This window comes from Lysobacter alkalisoli (assembly GCF_006547045.1).
Taxonomy (GTDB): domain Bacteria; phylum Pseudomonadota; class Gammaproteobacteria; order Xanthomonadales; family Xanthomonadaceae; genus Marilutibacter; species Marilutibacter alkalisoli.
In genome coordinates, this window is record NZ_CP041242.1 from 3,699,482 (window position 1) to 3,717,006 (window position 17,525).

General features: G+C 68.4%; 15 protein-coding genes. 8 read left to right on the top strand and 7 right to left on the bottom strand.

All coding sequences use genetic code 11. The features are described 5' to 3' along the window. Window positions 1-118: 118 nt before the first annotated feature. Window positions 119-1,132 carry a hypothetical protein gene (locus FKV23_RS16360; RefSeq protein WP_141624820.1) on the bottom strand — a complete coding sequence of 338 codons (1,014 nt, stop codon included), beginning with the start codon at window positions 1,130-1,132 and terminating at the stop codon, window positions 119-121. Window positions 1,133-1,447: 315 nt separating this feature from the next. On the opposite strand from FKV23_RS16360, the gene FKV23_RS16365 reads away from it, so the two are divergent. After that, on the top strand, window positions 1,448-5,164 hold the full coding sequence (locus tag FKV23_RS16365; RefSeq protein WP_141624821.1) for an indolepyruvate ferredoxin oxidoreductase family protein: 3,717 nt from the start codon (window positions 1,448-1,450) through the stop codon (window positions 5,162-5,164). On the opposite strand, the gene FKV23_RS16370 is transcribed toward FKV23_RS16365, so the two are convergent. Beyond that, a complete protein-coding gene (locus FKV23_RS16370) occupies window positions 5,161-5,934 on the bottom strand; it encodes a ComF family protein (protein ID WP_141624822.1) in 774 nt (257 codons plus the stop codon). The genes FKV23_RS16365 and FKV23_RS16370 overlap by 4 nt on opposite strands. Before the next feature lie 49 nt (window positions 5,935-5,983). Between FKV23_RS16370 and bioB the strand changes: the two genes are divergently transcribed. The 6 genes from bioB (at window position 5,984) to FKV23_RS16400 (ending at window position 11,919) form a co-directional block, all read left to right on the top strand. After that, entirely contained in the window at window positions 5,984-7,060 is a 1,077-nt protein-coding gene (gene bioB, locus FKV23_RS16375) for a biotin synthase BioB (protein WP_141624823.1), read from the top strand. Between the two features lie 27 nt (window positions 7,061-7,087). Continuing rightward, window positions 7,088-8,305, top strand: a complete 1,218-nt coding sequence (bioF, locus tag FKV23_RS16380) for an 8-amino-7-oxononanoate synthase (RefSeq protein WP_141624824.1) — start codon at window positions 7,088-7,090, stop codon at window positions 8,303-8,305. A 13-nt stretch (window positions 8,306-8,318) separates the two neighbouring features. Continuing rightward, window positions 8,319-9,161 carry a pimeloyl-ACP methyl ester esterase BioH gene (gene bioH / locus FKV23_RS16385; RefSeq protein ID WP_141624825.1) on the top strand — a complete coding sequence of 281 codons (843 nt, stop codon included), beginning with the start codon at window positions 8,319-8,321 and terminating at the stop codon, window positions 9,159-9,161. Between the two features lie 2 nt (window positions 9,162-9,163). Beyond that, a complete protein-coding gene (gene bioC / locus FKV23_RS16390) occupies window positions 9,164-10,096 on the top strand; it encodes a malonyl-ACP O-methyltransferase BioC (protein WP_141624826.1) in 933 nt (310 codons plus the stop codon). A gap of 58 nt (window positions 10,097-10,154) precedes the next feature. Beyond that, window positions 10,155-11,147 (top strand): multidrug resistance efflux transporter family protein, encoded by a 993-nt coding sequence (locus FKV23_RS16395; protein WP_141624827.1) that lies wholly within the window; start codon window positions 10,155-10,157, stop codon window positions 11,145-11,147. Window positions 11,148-11,232: 85 nt separating this feature from the next. Further along, window positions 11,233-11,919 carry a hypothetical protein gene (locus FKV23_RS16400; RefSeq protein WP_141624828.1) on the top strand — a complete coding sequence of 229 codons (687 nt, stop codon included), beginning with the start codon at window positions 11,233-11,235 and terminating at the stop codon, window positions 11,917-11,919. Between the two features lie 192 nt (window positions 11,920-12,111). On the opposite strand, the gene FKV23_RS16405 is transcribed toward FKV23_RS16400, so the two are convergent. The 5 genes from FKV23_RS16405 to FKV23_RS16425 all read right to left on the bottom strand — a co-directional run bounded on the left by FKV23_RS16405 (window position 12,112) and on the right by FKV23_RS16425 (window position 16,478). Then, window positions 12,112-12,540, bottom strand: coding sequence for a ketosteroid isomerase-related protein (locus tag FKV23_RS16405; RefSeq protein WP_141624829.1), 429 nt, complete (start codon window positions 12,538-12,540; stop codon window positions 12,112-12,114). A gap of 96 nt (window positions 12,541-12,636) precedes the next feature. Beyond that, window positions 12,637-13,389, bottom strand: coding sequence for an MHYT domain-containing protein (locus FKV23_RS16410; RefSeq protein ID WP_141624830.1), 753 nt, complete (start codon window positions 13,387-13,389; stop codon window positions 12,637-12,639). Between the two features lie 111 nt (window positions 13,390-13,500). Then, window positions 13,501-14,259, bottom strand: a complete 759-nt coding sequence (locus FKV23_RS16415; RefSeq protein ID WP_141624831.1) for a hypothetical protein — start codon at window positions 14,257-14,259, stop codon at window positions 13,501-13,503. A 236-nt stretch (window positions 14,260-14,495) separates the two neighbouring features. Beyond that, window positions 14,496-15,497 carry a pyridoxal-phosphate dependent enzyme gene (locus FKV23_RS16420; protein WP_141624832.1) on the bottom strand — a complete coding sequence of 334 codons (1,002 nt, stop codon included), beginning with the start codon at window positions 15,495-15,497 and terminating at the stop codon, window positions 14,496-14,498. 9 nt (window positions 15,498-15,506) lie between these two features. Next, complete coding sequence (locus tag FKV23_RS16425) at window positions 15,507-16,478, bottom strand: DMT family transporter (protein WP_208543195.1); 972 nt, start codon at window positions 16,476-16,478, stop codon at window positions 15,507-15,509. A gap of 175 nt (window positions 16,479-16,653) precedes the next feature. Between FKV23_RS16425 and FKV23_RS16430 the strand changes: the two genes are divergently transcribed. Beyond that, window positions 16,654-17,193 carry a hypothetical protein gene (locus FKV23_RS16430; RefSeq protein WP_141624833.1) on the top strand — a complete coding sequence of 180 codons (540 nt, stop codon included), beginning with the start codon at window positions 16,654-16,656 and terminating at the stop codon, window positions 17,191-17,193. Window positions 17,194-17,525: the final 332 nt, after the last annotated feature.

The window sequence follows — 17,525 nt, forward strand, 5'->3', positions numbered from 1 at the left end:
GTACTCCCATAGGCGTTGCTAACGGCGCCAGATTTGACGATGGTCAGTAATGCATCCCGGAGCAAAGGCGACGGAGGCAATTACAAAACAGGGGTGACTCACCCTGACCCCATTTCCCTCAGGGACTGCCCTTGGTAAACAAATAGGCATAGATGATTCCGGCGAGGACATTCAGTCCAAGGTTCCAGACGCTCGCGACAATGAACTTGCGGCCTTGCTTTTCATTGTCGCGCTCCAACTCATCTATGCGCTTCTTGTCCCCGGATGTGAATCGGAATACCACCTTGCTTCCTTCAACTTCAGATAACGTCTTGAACGCCCAGCCAGCAAGTCTATGCGAGATCTTTCCCATAGGGCGAAGCGTATAAATTGCCAGGAAGGTGGCAATAGCGCCATGCGCAATTGAAGGGTTCTCTATCAAGTGCGTAGATCCCCAGTAAAGAAAGGACGTAACAAGAAGCGCCCAAGAAAGAAGTAGCCACTGATCAAGAATGGTGGCAATTCCACTGCGGCGCTTCTTAAGCCAGAAGAGTGTGGGATTGATGAGCCTGGGCTGTTTACGTCCTTTGTGCCAATCTTCAACTAGCGTAATCAGTTCTTTACTGATCTGAGCGTTGATAAAATCGACTCTGCAGAAGGCGGGAGCTGCAATTTCGTCAAGCTTGTCGAGCTCATCTGCGTTTCCCGCACCGAGCATATGAAAAATCTGAGATGGCTTGATGTCCCGAGATATTCTCAGAAGGAGCGTATGTCGCTGTGGGGCAGCGTAGTCCTTGATGTTCACAAGGAAGTCCCACTTTATGACCAGCTCTTCAACTTTATCGGGCTCGTGCCATCTATGAGACTCGAACTCGACCCAAGTGGAGAACTCACTAAATTGCGATCCGTCGTAGCCAATCTTTACCGAGGTTACGTTTAGGTCAATATGGTGCGTGGCAAGCTTTCTCACCACACAATCGTTTAGCTCCACGATATCTTCGGGTGCAATGCACACCGGATCATTAAAGATCTTGATGCGGGAGTCTGGTTTTCCGGTAAACAGATAAAAAAGGGATCGCAATTGATCTTTTGGTACGGCTGCGACCAGATCGCCGCCCGAGGGCGGTGTGGCACTGCCACTAAGTGTGTTCATATCTCCCCCTGACGATGTAGTTTGATGCAGCCCCTAACACCTGAATATGCCCCTGAAATGAAGCTCGGATCGGATATCACCCCCGCAACGGGGCGGTATTGACCCGAATCTACTACGGATCAGGGGACGTGGTCGCCTATGCTGCGGTCCGCCCCCCAGTCAAACCGCACCGCACCAAGGCCGACCAAAGCCGCATTGCTATAATTCCGCGTCTTTGCCCTGCCCCCGGCCGTGCCCGTCGATCCTGTCGCGGGTTCGCGGCGCGGGGTGCCGGGCGTTCCGCAGCCAATGGCGCTTCCCCGCCCGGAGCCACGCATGACCAGCACGTCCGAACTTTCCGATCCGGCCTCGGCCAACACCTCGCTGACCAATGGCGTGACCGACCCGGATTACACGCTGGAGCACAAGTACACGCGCGAGACCGGGCGCATCTACCTGTCCGGGGTGCAGGCGCTCGTGCGGCTGCCGCTGATGCAGCGGCTGCGCGACCAGGCAGCCGGGCTGGATACGGCCGGCTTCGTGTCCGGCTACCGCGGCTCGCCGCTGGGCGGGTTCGACCTGGAGCTGTGGCGGGCGCGCAAGCACCTTGAGGCGGCGAAGGTGAAGTTCCAGCCGGGCCTCAACGAGGACCTGGGCGCGACCATGGTCTGGGGCACCCAGCAGACCAACCTGTTCCCGGGCGCCAGGCACGATGGCGTGTTCGGCATGTGGTACGGCAAGGGCCCGGGCGTGGACCGCTGCGGCGACGTGTTCAAGCACGCCAACGCGGCCGGCACCTCGCCGCACGGGGGCGTGCTGGCGCTGGCCGCCGACGACCATGCCTGTCGCAGCTCGACCCTGCCGCACGGCTCCGAACACGAGTTCGTCAGCGCGATGATGCCGGTGCTGAACCCGGCCGGGGTGCAGGACATCCTCGACATGGGCCTGATCGGCTGGGCGATGAGCCGCTACACCGGGCGTTGGGTCGGCTTCAAGACGATCGCCGAGACGGTGGAGTCGTCGGCCTCGGTCGACGTCAACCCGCTGGCGCTGCAGATCGTCACCCCGGACGACTTCGAGCTGCCGCCGGGCGGGCTCAACATCCGCTGGCCGGACCCGCCGATGGACCAGGAGATGCGCCTGCACCAGTACGCGGTGAAGGCGGCGCAGGCGTTCGCGCGCGCGAACCGGCTCGATCGCGTGGTGATCGACTCGCCGAACCCGCGGCTGGGCATCGTCACCACCGGCAAGAGCTACCTGGACGTGCTGCAGGCGCTGGAATACCTCGGGCTCGACGAGCGCGCCTGCGCCGAGCTGGGCATCCGCGTCTACAAGGTCGGCATGACCTGGCCGCTGGAGCCGGTCGGCATCCGTGCGTTCGCGCGCGGGCTGCAGGACATCCTGGTGGTCGAGGAGAAGCACGCCTTCATCGAGAGCCAGATGAAGGAGCTGTTCTACAACTTCGACTTCGAGCTTGGGCATGGCCAGCGGCCAAGCATCGTCGGCAAGTACGACGAGGCCGGCGAGTGGATCCTGCCCTCGACCTCGGAGCTGACCCCGGCGCGCATCGCCGGCGTGATCGCGCGGCGCATCCAGAAATTCCACGACAGCGAACAGATGCGCGAGGTGCTGCGCTGGATGGAACAGAAGGAGTCGGCGCTGGCGCTGCCGCGGGCGCAGTTCCCGCGCGTGCCGCACTACTGCTCGGGCTGCCCGCACAACACCTCCACCGTGGTGCCGGAGGGCTCGCGCGCGCTCGGCGGCATCGGCTGCCACTACATGGTCACCTGGATGGACCGCAGCACCGACACCTTCACCCACATGGGCGGCGAAGGCGTGACCTGGGCCGGGCAGGCGGCGTTCACCGATACGCCGCACGTGTTCCAGAACCTCGGCGACGGCACCTACTTCCACTCCGGCTCGCTGGCGATCCGCCAGTCGATCGCCGCCGGCGTGAACATCACCTACAAGATCCTCTACAACGACGCGGTCGCGATGACCGGCGGCCAACCGGTCGACGGCACCCTGAGCGTGCCGCAGATCGCGCAGCAGGTCCGCAGCGAGGGCGTGCATACGATCGTGGTGGTGTCGGACGACATCACCAAGTGGCGCAAGCGCGAGCTGTTCCCGAACGATGTGGAGTTCTTCGACCGCAAGGAGCTCGACGCGGTGCAGAAGCGCCTGCGCGAGGTCAAGGGCGTGAGCGTGCTGATCTACGACCAGGTCTGCGCGACCGAGAAGCGCCGCCGCCGCAAGCGCGGCAAGATGGTCGACCCGGCCAAGCGCGTGGTGGTGAACTCGCTGGTCTGCGAGGGCTGCGGCGACTGCGGCAAGAAGTCGTTCTGCGTGTCGGTGCTGCCGAAGGAGACCGAGTTCGGCCGCAAGCGCGAGATCGACCAGAGCAACTGCAACAAGGACTTTTCCTGCGTCAACGGTTTCTGCCCGAGCTTCGTCACCGTCGAGGGCGGTGACCTGAAGAAGAAGAAAGCGGCGGCCTCGGCCAAGGATCGCCTCAACGACCTGCCGATGCCGCAGCTGGCGTCGCTCGACCAGCCCTGGAACATCCTGATCACCGGCGTCGGCGGTACCGGCGTGGTCACGATCGGCGCGCTGCTCGGCATGGCCGGCCACCTGGAGGGCAAGGGCGCGACCGTGCTCGACCAGACCGGGCTGGCGCAGAAGGGCGGCGCGGTCACGACGCACATCCGCATCGCCAAGACGCCCGAGGACATCCACGCCGTGCGCATCGCCGCCGGCGAGGCCGACCTGGTGCTGGGCTGCGACATGGTGGTGGTCAACGATTACTGGGCGCTGTCGAAGATCCGCGAGGGCCGCAGCCGGGTCGTGCTCAACAGCTACGAGGCGATGCCGGGCACCTTCACCACCCGCCCGGACATGGAGTTTCCGGCCAACGACATCATCCAGGCGATCACTACTGCCATGGGTGACGGGGCGCCGCACGTGGTCGACGCGACCCAGGTCGCGACCGCCCTGCTCGGCAATGCGATCGGCAGCAACCTGTTCCTGCTCGGCTATGCCTGGCAGCTGGGCCTGGTGCCGATCACCTTCGACGCGCTGATGCGTGCGGTCGAGCTCAACGGCGCTGCGATCGAGATGAACAAGACCGCGTTCGCCTGGGGCCGGCTGGCCGCGATCGACCTGCCTGCGGTGCTCGCCGCTGCCGGCATCGCGCCGAGCGCGCCGGCGGCCGAACACGCCAACGTGTTGCCGATGCTGGAGCCGGGCGCATGGGAGAGCACCGAATGGGGCGCGACCTCGGCGCCGCGCATCAGCCGTGACGAGGACGAGTTGCGCCATCTGAAGAATGCCTTCGGCGATGCCCGGTCCGATGCCGACAGCGTCGCCTTCCTGCCGCTCGACGACGAGCGCCTGTCGCGTTCGCTCGACGAACTGATCGCGCGCCGCGTCGCCTTCCTCACCGACTACCAGGACGCCGCCTACGCTGCGCGCTACAGCAGCTTCGTCAGCCGCGTGCGCGACGCCGAGCAGGGCAAGGCGCCGGGCAGCACCGACCTGACCGAGGCGGTCGCGCGCTATGCGTTCAAGCTGATGGCCTACAAGGACGAGTACGAGGTCGCGCGGCTGTACACCAGCGGCGAGTTCAAGCGCCGGCTGGAGCAGCAGTTCGACGGCGACTACAAGCTCAAGTTCCACCTCGCCCCGCCGCTGCTGGCGAAGAAGAATGACAAGGGCGAGCTGGTCAAGGGCGAGTACGGCCCGTGGGTGTTCACCGCGTTCAAGTGGCTGGCGAAGTTGCGCAGGCTGCGCGGCGGCCGCCTGGACATCTTCGGCTACACCGAGGAGCGGAAGATGGAGCGGCAGCTGATCGGCGACTACGTGTGGACGATCGAGTCGCTGCTGCCGCAACTCGATGCCGGCAACGTCGCCCTCGCCGCCGAGATCGCCTCGATCCCCGAGCACATCCGCGGCTACGGCCACGTCAAGGAAGCGCACCTGGCCAAGGCCAAGGCCCGCGAGGCCGAACTGCTGGCCGAGTGGAAGAACCCGCTGCGGGTGGTGCAGGTCGCCTAGGGCACCCGCGCGCAGACCCAGGCATCGACCCGGGCCACCCCGGCCCGGCGCAATGCGCTCGCGGCCGCGTGCAGGGTCGCGCCGGTGGTCATCACGTCGTCGACGATGGCCACATGTGCCGGCACGGCCACTCCGGCCGGCACGATGAAGGCGTTGCGCAGGTTGCGGCGACGGCCGGCGGCATCCTGGCGCGACTGCGGGGCGGTGGCGCGCACGCGCCTGAGCAGGTCGTCGCGCAGCGGCAGGCCGAGCCGGCGCGCGAGCGGCCGGGTCAACTCCAGCGCCTGGTCGTAGCCACGCCCGCGCAGGCGGCCGCGATGCAGCGGCAACGGCACCACTGCCTGCGGCCGTTCGTCGGCGGCCAGGAGATCCTCCAGCGCACCAGCCATCCACCGGCCAAGTTGCCGGCTCGCAGCCAGGTCCTTGTGGAACTTCGCCCGCGGCAGCAGCCGGTCGAGCGGGAAGCCATAGACGAAGACGGCCCGGCAGGCCGCGAGCGGCGGCGGCCGGCGCAGGCAGGCGCCGCAGGTGGTGCCGGCGTCGATGGCCGGCAGTGGCAACGCGCAACGGTCGCAGGCATGGCGGTTCCATGGCAGCGCGCGGGCGCAGGGCGGGCAGATGCCCTCCAGCGGCGACATCGGCGCTTCACCCCGCCCGCGGCCCGGGCAGGCTTCGCCACAGACCAGGCAGCGGGACGGCCACAACGGGCCGGCGCTGGCGATCCAGTCGTAAACCCGGCGCAGCATGTTCTGGTTGACAGCCTCGGACATGCTTTCCAGACTGGCGCCCCTGTCCCGCCGTGTCTGTCGGAAAACCGCCATGTCCGCTGTCAGTGCTTCTCCCGCCCCCCGCCACGAGCCGCTCCGCAATGACTGGACGCGTGGCGAGGTCCGCGCCCTGTTCGAGCTGCCGTTCCCGGAGCTGCTGCACCGCGCCGCGAGCGTCCACCGCGAGAATTTCGATCCCGCCGAGGTCCAGGTCAGCACCCTGCTTTCGGTGAAGACCGGCGGCTGTCCGGAGGACTGCGGCTACTGCCCGCAGGCGGCGCGCTACCACACCGGGGTCGATGCGACCAAGCTGATGAGCACCGAGGCGGTGGTCGAGAAGGCCCGCCAGGCCAAGGCCGCCGGCGCAAGCCGCTTCTGCATGGGCGCGGCCTGGCGCTCGCCCAAGGACCGCGACATTCCCAAGGTCGCGGCAATGATCCGCGAGGTGAAGGCGCTCGGGCTGGAGACCTGCGCGACCCTGGGCATGCTGTCGGGCGAGCAGGCCGGCGCGCTGCGCGAGGCCGGGCTGGACTACTACAACCACAACCTCGACACCGCGCCGGAGTTCTACAACGAGATCATCCACACCCGCGAGTTCCAGGACCGCCTGGACACGCTCGGGCACGTGCGCGATGCCGGCATGAAGACCTGCTGCGGCGGCATCGTCGGCATGGGCGAGAGCCGCGAGCAGCGCGCCGGCCTGCTGCAGACCCTGGCCAACCTGCCCGCGCACCCGGACTCGGTCCCGATCAACCGTCTGGTGCAGGTCGAGGGCACGCCGCTGGCCGGCACCGTCGAGCTGGACCCGTTCGAGTTCGTCCGCACGATCGCGGCGGCGCGGATCCTGATGCCGCGCTCGATGGTGCGGCTGTCGGCCGGCCGCGAGGCCATGAGCGACGAGTTGCAGGCGCTTTGCTTCCTCGCCGGGGCCAATTCCATCTTCTACGGCGAGAAATTGCTGACGACCGGTAACCCCGACACCGAGCGCGATATGGCATTGTTCCAACGCTTGGGCCTGCGACCGATGCAGATCCATGAGCAGGGGGACAATACTCATGGCAGTACCGTACATGCCGACATCGTCGAGGCGCATGCGATTGACGGGCAAGCGCGCCCGTGCGCCGCGTGAAGCCGTGTCCGGCGGGTCACGACTGTCATGAGCCGTCCGTCCTGGCATGAACTTGTCCAGCAGGCACGCCAACAGCGCGCCGCGACCCAGCGTACCCGCGTGCGCCGCAGCGTCAGCCAGCGCGACGGCGCCCGCTGCGTGGTCGATGGCCGCAACCTGCTGAACTTCTGCAGCAACGACTACCTCGGCCTGTCGCAGCATTTCGCGGTGGTCGGCGCGTTGCAGGACGCGGCCTCGCGCGAGGGCGCCGGCGGCACCAGCTCGCACCTGGTCTGCGGCCACCACGTTCTGCACGATGCGCTGGAGAAGGAACTGGCCGACTGGATCGGCGCGCCGCGCGCGTTGTTATTCGGCAGCGGCTATCTCGCCAACCTCGCGGTGGTGCAGTCACTGCTCGATGACGAGTCGGTGTGCGTGCAGGACCGCCTCAATCACGCCAGCCTGATCGATGCCGCGCGCCTGGCCGGCTGCCGTCTGCGCCGCTATCCGCACGCCGATCCTGAGGGCGCGATCCGGCAGTTGCGCAACGTGCCCACGGGCATGGCGATGCTGGCCACCGATGGCGTGTTCAGCATGGACGGCGACATCGCCCCGCTGCGCCAGCTCGCCCTGGTCGCGCGCGTGCAACGGGCATTGCTGTACGTCGACGATGCGCATGGCGTCGGCGTGGTCGGCCCCGACGGCCGCGGCAGCGTGGCCGGCGCCAAGCTCGGCATTCATGAAGTTCCGCTGCAGCTGGCCACGCTCGGCAAGGCGCTGGGCGGCCATGGCGCCGTGGTGCTCGGCGACGAAGACCTGATCGGCCATCTCGCCGAAACCGCGCGCCCCTACATCTACACCACGGCCTTGCCGCCGGCCCAGGCCGCGGCGACGCTGGCCGCGGTCAAACTCGCCCGCAGCGAGCATTGGCGCCGCGACAAGCTGGCCGAGCTGGTCGCGCGCTTCCGCGAGCGTGCCAGCCGCGTCGGCCTGGAACTGATGGAATCGGACACCCCGATCCAGCCGGTGGTCTGCGGCGACGACGTCCGCGCGCTGGCGATGTCGAAATCGCTGGAACACGACGGCTACTGGGTCGGCGCGATCCGCCCGCCGACCGTGCCCGAAGGCCGCGCCCGGTTGCGGGTCACGCTGTCGGCACTGCATGGCGTCGGCGATGTCGACGGCCTGGTGGTGGCGCTGGAACGGGCCCGCGAACGCAGTGCGCGTATCATGCCGCCCGCACGCGAGCACACCGCAGCAAATTGAAACCCCCTCCCCCATGCATATCGAAACCCGCGGCAGCGGACCTTCGCTGGCGCTGATCCACGGCTGGGCCATGCACGGCGGCCTGTTCGCGCCGCTGGTCGAACGACTCGCCGACCGCCATACCCTGCACCTGGTCGACCTGCCCGGCCACGGCCACGCGCGCGATTCCGATGCGCCGCTGGCGCCGGAAGCGCTCGCATCGGAGCTGGTCGGCGCGATCCCGGACGCGGTCTGGCTGGGCTGGTCGCTGGGCGGCCAGTTCGCCCTGCGCGCCGCGCTCGACCATCCCGAAACGGTGCGCGGCGTGGTCATGGTCGCCAGCTCGCCGCGCTTCGTCGCCGGCGACAATTGGCCGCATGGTGTCGGCCCGAACCTGTTCCGCGATTTCGGCGATGCGCTGCGGCGCGACTTCCGCGGCACGCTGGAAGGCTTCCTCGCACTGGAGGCACTCGGCTCGGCCAGCGCGCAGGAGGAACTGCGCGACCTCAAGGCGCACGCCTTCGAACGCGGCGAACCGGCCGAGCGCACCCTGCACGAGGGCCTGGCCCTGCTCGACCGGCTCGATCTGCGCGATGAACTGCCACGCCTGCAGGTGCCGAGCCTGTGGATCAGCGGTCGCCGCGACCGGCTGGTTCCGGCCGGGGCGATGCCGGCCGCCGCCGCACTGGCACCGGATGCGCGCAGCGTGGTGATCGGCAATGCCGGCCATGCGCCGTTCCTCGGCGCGGCGGATGAAGTGGCGCGCGAGATCGACAGTTTCATGCACGCACTTCCCCCTCTCCCGCTTGCGGGAGAGGGTCGGGGTGAGGGCCGCCCCCATCCCGACCTTCCCCCGCAAGCGGGGGAAGGAGCTTGACGATGTTCGACCACCGCCAGGTCCGCCGCGCGTTCTCGCGCTCGGCCGCGCACTACGACGATGCCGCCGCGCTGCAGCGCGAGGTCGCCTCGCGACTGATGGAATCGCTCGACTACCTCGCCGACCCCGCGGTCGGACTGACACCGCAGTGCGTGGTCGATGTCGGCTGCGGCCCCGGCCATGCCGCGGTGACGATGCAGCAGCGTTGGCCGAAGGCGCGGGTGATCGCGCTCGACCTGGCCCTTCCGATGGCCATGGCAGCGCGCGGCCATGCCGCCGAACTGCCCGGCGCCGGCCGTCCGCGCTGGCTCGGCGGCGCACGCGCACCCGAACCGGTCTGCGCCGACGCGCGCGCGCTGCCGCTGGCCGATGCCAGCGTCGACGTGCTGTTCTCCAACCTGTGCCTGCAGTGGGTCGAGGACCTGCCGGCGGTGTTCGCCGGTTTCCGCCGCGTGCTCAAGCCCGGCGGCCTGCTGCTGGTCTCGACCTTCGGCCCGGACACCCTGTACGAACTGCGCGGCGCCTTCGCCGAAGCCGACGAGGCGCCGCACGTGAGCCTGTTCCCGTCGATCGCGCAGTTCGGCGACGCGCTGATCGCGGCCGGCTTCAAGGACCCGGTGCTCGACCGCGACGAGTTCACCCGCGGCCACCCCGATCTCGCCGACCTGATGCGCGAACTGCGCACGCTCGGCGCCACCAACGCGATGCGCGAGCGCCGCCGCAGCCTGACCGGACGCGCCCGCTTCGCCCGCGCCGCGCAGGCCTACGAACCGTTGCGCGGCGCATCCGGCACCCCGCATGCGGGGCAACTGCCGGCGACCTGGGAAGTGATCTACGCCCACGCCTGGGGCCCGCCGCCGGGTGCGCCGATCCGGATCGGCGACGTCGACGAGGTGCGGCTGCCCGCGCACGGCATCCCGATCCGGCGACGCTGAGTGCACAGTTGTCGCCATCGCCATGACCGGCACGCCCTGGACCGCGCACACTGACCCCATGTCGAGCCGCCGCACCGCCCTGCTCGCCGTCGCCATCGCCCTGGCCTCGGCGTTGTTCTTCACCAGCACCTACGTGCTCAACCGCGCCGCCGCGGTCGATGGCGGGCACTGGGCGTGGACGGCGACGCTGCGCTACCTGATCACCCTGCCGCTGCTGTGGCCGCTGATGCGCTGGCAGGGCGGCGCGGCGCCGGTGTGGCGGGCGATCCGCGCCCATCCCGGGCCGTGGCTGGCCTGGAGCGGGATCGGCTTCGTGCTGTTCTACACCGGCCTGACCTACGCGGCGGCAAGCGGGCCGTCGTGGTTGATCGCCGGCACCTTCCAGCTGACCGTGATCGCCGGAATGCTGTGCGCGCCGTTCCTCTACAAGGACCAGCGCGCGCGCATACCGCTGCCCGCGCTGGCCGTCGGGCTGGTGGTGGTGGCGGGCGTGCTGTTGATGCAGTTCGGCCACGGCGGCGGCGCGCTCGGCCGCGACGGCTGGATCGCGCTGGCCTGCGTGGCGGTCGCCGCGTTCGCCTACCCGCTCGGTAACCGCGGCCTGCTGCTGCACCTGGAGCGCAGTGGCGAGCCGCTCAACGCGACCCAGCGCGTGTTCGGCATGACCCTGGCCAGCCAGCCGTTGTGGCTGGCGATCGCCGTGTACGCGTGGAGCGTGGCCGGACCGCCGTCGATCGCACAGGTGTGGCTGGCCGCGGGCGTCGCGGTCGGCGCCGGCATCATTGCCACGGTGCTGTTCTTCCAGGCCACCGGCATGGTCCGCAACGAGCCGACGGCGCTGGCCGCGGCCGAGGCGATGCAGGCGGCCGAGATCCTGTTCGCGACCCTGTTCGGCGTGCTCTGGCTCGGCGAAGCATGGCCACAGGGACGCGCACTGGGGGGCGCGCTGCTGGTGATCGCCGGCATCGTCGCCTTCAGCCTGGTCGCCGCCCGCGCCGCGGCCGGCAATCCCCGCGCGACCCGGCGCCTGCGCAGCGATCGGGGCGCCTGAAGCGCGCTTCAGCATTCCCGGGATCCCGCGAAAAGTTCCCGGCTGCGGCGCGTCACGGTTCAGCCGCACGGGACTAGATTCGGCCGTGACTTCATCCAGTCGCCATTTCCAGCCGATCGCCCCGACCATGCGCACCCTGTTCCGACCATTCGCCGTTTCATCCCTCTGCTCGCTCGGCCTCGCCATCGCCTTGTTGACCGCGGCCAGCCGCCCGGCCACGGCCACCCCGCCGCCCGGCGCCGACGCCCGCGCGATGATCGAGGCCTGGGGCGTGGACCCGTCCGTACTCGCAGGCAACGGCGCCGACCTGCTGCAGCGCGCGCCCGACCCGGCCGTCGATGCGCTGTTCCAGGCCGTGCACCGCAGCCTGCAGGACGAGAACGAATCGCGTGCGTTGTGCGGCCTGTTCGAACCCGGCGGCGACCGCAGCCTGGACGGCCTCAACCGGGCCGCCCTCAGCCTCGGCGACGCCAGCCGCCAACGCCTGGCCAACGCCGTGTTGCTGGTGTTGATGAGCTCGGCCCAGGGCAAGCCGCAGCCCTACGACGCCGAGGCCGCCGGGCAGGCGCTGAAGGCCGCCGCGGTACGCGCCACCTTCCTCAACGATGGTTTCACCGCCGCACTCAACGGCAACGATGCCGATGCCCGCTGCCGGGCGGTCGCCCAGCTGACCACCGCGCTGGAAGGACAACCGCAGGCCGAACGCGCGGCGGTCACCCGGCTGCTGCTCAGCCAGGGGCTGACGATGCTCGCCGACATGTCTTCCCTGTAGCGGCGTCGGCACCTGTCGGCGGGCTGGACCCCGGCTCTCGCCGGGGCGACCACTTTCAGCGTTGCCCTGACAAGGGAAGCGATTCGCGCCGCAGGTGCGAACGGGGGCATGGAAACCTGCGCGGAGAGGCCCAAGGCGGGCGCAGCCAAATCTCGTAGAGACTCCCGGGCGCGGCCCGCGATCAGCCGGTGATCAGCCGCCGACCTGGGCGATCCAGTCCTGCAGGTTGTAGTAGTTGCTGACCCGGGCGATGCGACCCTCGCGCAGCTCGAAGAACGCCCCGCCCGGCAGCACGTAGCGTTGCCCATGCGCCGGTGGCAATCCTTCGTCGTCGGCGATGTATTCGCCATGCACCACGTATTCGGCCGCCGCACGGCTGCCGTCCGGCGACACCATCACCACGATGTCGCGCAACTGCTCGCGGTAACAGCGGGCCATCCGCTGCAGGAAGGCCGCGAACGCGTCCCGGCCGATCTCGCGCGCGCCCTGATTGAGGTCATGGGCCACGCCGTCGTCGAGCAGGTCCAGCATCGCGTCCCAGTCGCCGCGGTTGAACGCGGCGTAGTAGCTGAGCACCTGTTCGGTGGTGCGGTCGTGACTGCGGGTTCCGTCGATTCTCATTGCGGCTTACGCAGCGGTGCGGAACCGTCATTATGCGCCCACGACGACAAAGGCCCGCATGGCGGGCCTTTGCCAGTCACCCGACCCCGGGCGGGTTCAGATCTGCACGAGTTCGCGCTGGCGCTGGCGCACCAGGCTGGTCGCCAGCATGGCGGCCAACACCACCGTGGTCACGGCGAAGATGCCCATGCCCAGGTACTCGCCACCCATGCCTCCGGCCAGGACTTCGGGCCCGGCCCCGTTGGGGATGAAGCTCGCCGCGGCCATGCCGGTGTAGTGCATGCCGCAGACGGCGATACCCATCACCACCGCACTGCCCAGCATCTGCACCCAGCCGCGCAGATTGAAGGCGAGCCATAGCGCGACGATCGAGGCCACGATCGCAATTGTCAGCGAGGCTGCGACCAGGGTCATGTCGTAGTGGGTGTCGGCCGGCATCTGCATCGCCGCCATGCCGGAATAGTGCATGCCGCCCACACCCATGCCCATGAACACCCCGGCCAGGACCAGCTTGCTCCAGCCGAACACACCGGTGCCGGCGATCGCCAGCCCGGCCATGCACGAGGCCATGCCGACCAGCGCCGACAGCACGGTCAGGCCGATGTCGTAGGTCACCGGCACATCCATGTTGCAGGCGAGCATGGCGATGAAATGCATCGCCCAGATCGCGCCGCCGCCCATCGCCGCGCCTGCGGCGACGACCGCGCGCCAGCGCTGCGCGACGGTATCGGCCGCCGGGATCGCAACGGCCAACTGCAGCGCGGTGAACGAGCCCAGAACCGAGACCAGGAACGAAAGTGCGATCAGGAACGGCTCGTGGACGCACTGGATCGCGTGATCGTGTGGCATGGCAACCTCCCCTTTGGTTGAACGCGTTGTTGGACAGCGGAGGACGCCTCCGCCTTCGACCGGATTGCCGCGTGATGCGGGCTGTTCCCGCGACGCACGCGGATCAGATGCTCAATGGCTGAACTCGAACCGGCACGCCTGCGCGCCGTCGCCCCGGCACGTGCGCTCGACGGCAACCAGTCCGCGGGTCCCATGCGCCCCACCCAACAGGCCTTCGAGCATGCCGCGCAGGAAGTGGCAACCGGCGCCCTGGCCCGGCCGGCAGTACGGACTGTTGTCGACCACCAATGCATCGCCATCGATCCGCACGTGCACCAGCTCGCCGACCGCCGGCAATGCGATCCGGCGCAATGCATCGTGCAGGCTGAGGTGTCCGCCCAGCGCGTATTCGCGCTTGTAGACCCAGGCCCCGACGCGGTGGCCGACGTGGTGCAGGGTTGGCGCGCGCTGCGTGGTCGGCAGCTCCTTGTCCAGCGCACGGACCAGGATGTTGATGTTCGGATAGCTGCGCGCCAGCTGCGGCAGCACGATTTCGGCCCGCTCGGTCGCGATCGAAGACGGCCTGGCCGCTCCCACAGGGACAGCGACCGGCGCGGGCGCGGCAGCAGGCGTCGATGCGGCAAATGACGATGCGGCCAGCATCTCGCCGGGCGGTCCCGATTCGAAGCTCTTCACCAGGTGATGGGTGCCGAGATGCTCTTCGAGCAGCAGGAGATTCTCTTCGGCTCCGCGCACCAGCATCGTCAGCTGCACGCCATCCGGGCAGCTGCTCATCCGTTGCCGGAGCAGGGTGAAACCATTGGCGATCACCGTTTGTCCAAGCGCAAGCAGCAACCCTTCGCGTTGGTCGGAGACCAGACGAAACTCCACATCCACCATCCGCCACCCCCAGGCATCCAGCAGCTCTCGTCTATGCGGTTCGTTCGATTGCCGGTGTGGCGCGGTCCGCTATCCCCATCGGAGTCCGCCATCTGAACTCGCACCTTCGCCGTTCAGCCTGCCAGCAAGGCCGGCAAAAAAATCCAACTGACATCACAAATGAATCAGCACAATGTGATCTGCACGACTCTTCACGCGTGCTTCACATCAAGCTTGAAATCCATCCATCACATGCTGGCGAACAGCGACGCCAGTGCATCGAGATCGACGTTGCCGCCCGACAGCACCAGCCCGACCCGGCGTCCGGCAAAACGTTCGCGCCGGGCCAGCACCGCGGCCAGGGGAACCGCGGCCGATGGCTCGACCACCAGCTTCATCCGCTCCCAGATCAGCCGCATCGCCGCGATCACCGCAGCGTCGTCGACCAGCAGGATGTCGCGCAGGTGCTCGCGCAGGATCGGGAAGGTCAGGGTGCCCAGTTCGGATCGCAGGCCATCGCAGACGGTGTCGGCGACGCGACCGGTAATGCGCTGGCCGCACTGCAGCGAGTCATGGGCGTCGCGCGCACCTTCGGGCTCGGCACCGAACAGTTCGATCGCCGGGTCGATGCCACGCGCGGCCAGGCAAGTGCCCGACAGCAGGCCACCGCCGCTGACCGGCGCGACCAGCGCATCGAGGCCGGGCACGGCGGCGAGCAGTTCCAATGTCGCGGTGCCCTGGCCGGCGATCACCCGCGCATCGTTGAACGGATGCACCAGCACGCCACCGGTCTCGGCCAGCACCTCGGCGGTGACCGCATCTCGCGAAGCCTGGAGGGTGTCGCAGGGCACGATGCGCGCCCCGTAGCCGGCAATCGCCGCCAGCTTGATCTTCGGCGTGCTGTGCGGCGCGACCACGGTGGCGGTGGTGCCGCGCAGGCGCGCGGCCAATGCCACCGCGGCGCCGTGGTTGCCGGAGCTCTGGGTGACGATGCCGCGTGCGATCTCCTCGTCGGACAACGAGAACACCGCATTGCAGGCGCCGCGGAACTTGAACGCGCCGGCGCGTTGCAGGTTCTCGCACTTGAAATGCAGCTCGCAGCCGGCCATCGCATCGAGTGCGTGCGAACGCATTACCGGGGTGACGTGCGCATGCGGGGCGATCCGCGCGGCGGCGGCGAGCACGTCGCCGTGGGTGGGCGCCCGCAGTGCCGGCTCGGCGAATGAAGCGTTGGTCGCGGCGGTATTCATGCCGATAGCCTACCGTGTCGTTTCAGCTGGCGGCTGCTGCGGCGGCACGGTCGCCACCGCGGTCGCGCGCCGCCCCATCAGGCTGACCACGGCCGAACCGGCCACCGCCAGCCCGGCACCGGTCCAGCCCAGCCAGGCAATCCGCTCCGGCGCCAGCCAGCCCGGCCACAGCACCGCGACCAGCGCCGAGGCGGCGATGGTCAGCAGTGGCGTGGTCGCCAGCACTGCCGACACCCGCGAGGCTTCCCAATGCGCGAGTGCCTCGGCGAAGGCGCCGTAGGCCCCGATCGTGTTGAGCGCGCAGTAGCCGAGCAGCAGCCAGAGTGCAAGGTCGAGGTCGAGCAGCGCGGATGGGCTCGCGAACGGCCATAGCGCCAGCGTCGACAAGGCATAGATGCCGAGCAGGATCCGCATCGAACCGAGCTTGAGCAGCAGTTGCTTCTGCAGCAGCGCGTAGCCGGCCCAGACCACCGCCGCGATCACCACCAGCGACGATCCGAACAGATAGCCTTCCCCCTGCGCGCCCTGCCATTGCTCCCACGAGAACAGCACCAGCCCGGTCACCAGCAGCAACAGGCCCAGCCACTGCGCGGCACGGAAGTGCTCGCCGAACACCCAGATCCCGCCCAACGCCATCAGCAGCGGTGCCAGCTGGATCAGCAGCTGGGTATTGGCCGGCGTGGTGTACTGCACGCCGAGCAGGTAGAACACGTAATTGCCCAGCAGCATCAGCCCGGCGACCAGCAGCATCAGCCAGCCGCTGCCGCCGAGGGCGCCGTAGCCGTGCAGGCGACCGCGTGCGGCCAGCCAGCCACCGGTGATCACGGTCGCGACCAGGAAACGGAACCAGGTCAGGGTGATTGCATCGACCTCTTCCAGCACGATCTTCAGCGCGATCGGCAGGGTTGCCCAGCACAGGGCGGTGAACAGGGACAGGGACAGGCCGAGGCGCCACTGGCCCGAGGCGCGATGCAGGTTCATGATGGGGCCCGACCGACGTGGGACAGCATGCTCGCATCGGCCCGGTGCCGTCTGCAACGACGGGCCACGCCAGCTGTACGCCAGCGACATGATTCCCGCCTATTTGGCTGGAGTTAAGCGCGAGTTCAATGCGTCCGGCCCATGGTGAAATCCTCAGAACCGGGGGGCTCCGGATATGACCCGTACATTGCTGATCCGCGTACTCGCACCCGCGCTTGCCGTCACCCTGCTTGGCGGCTGCGTCAGTGGCTACAACTACCGCGCCGACGGCGGCGGTTACTACTACGGCCGCCCGTCGGTCCAGTACCAGTACTACGGTGGCTACGGCTACTACCCGTACAGCCTCCATCCGTACGGGGTGTATTCCTACGGCCATTACCCGTACCGCTACTACCGCCCGCACCGCCCGTACTACTCCTACCCGCGTTATCCGTACTACCCGGTGTACCCGCACCGGCCGCCGGTGAGCGGGAAGCCGCCCAGCCATCGGCCGGGCGACGGCCATGGCAAGGCCCCGTGGCGCGACCTTGACCGGATCGAGCGCGAGAAGCGCCGCCCGCGGCTGGATACCCCGGCCCCGCGGCAGGTCGGACAGCAGGTCGGACCGACCCCCAGCGCCCAGCCGCGCCCGGTCCAGCCGCGCGCGACCTACCAGCCCAGGCCCCGCAGCACGGAGCGCCAGGACGCCAAGCGGATCCGCGAAATCGAACCCTGAGACCCGGGTCCGGCCAATCGATCTGGCCGTGACGGCCGTCGCTTGACGTATCCGTCATTGAGGGCGCACAGTTAGCCCCGCGTGACCCGCAGCGTCGTATTGCGACGCAATATTGGTCAGGCCAGCACCCGCAGGGCGGGTGCGTAGATGCAAGCGTCGATGTCGGCGTCCGGCGAGGAATCACGGATCCCCCCTGTTCCGTCCCCGTCGGACGTCGGCGCCTTGTGTTGAAGCCCAAGGCGCCCCCCAGGATTCGCGACGTGCTGATGTTCCGCGCTTTCGCACGAAACATCCCCAAGATTCGCTGCGCGAATGCTTGGGCCCCAGCTAGC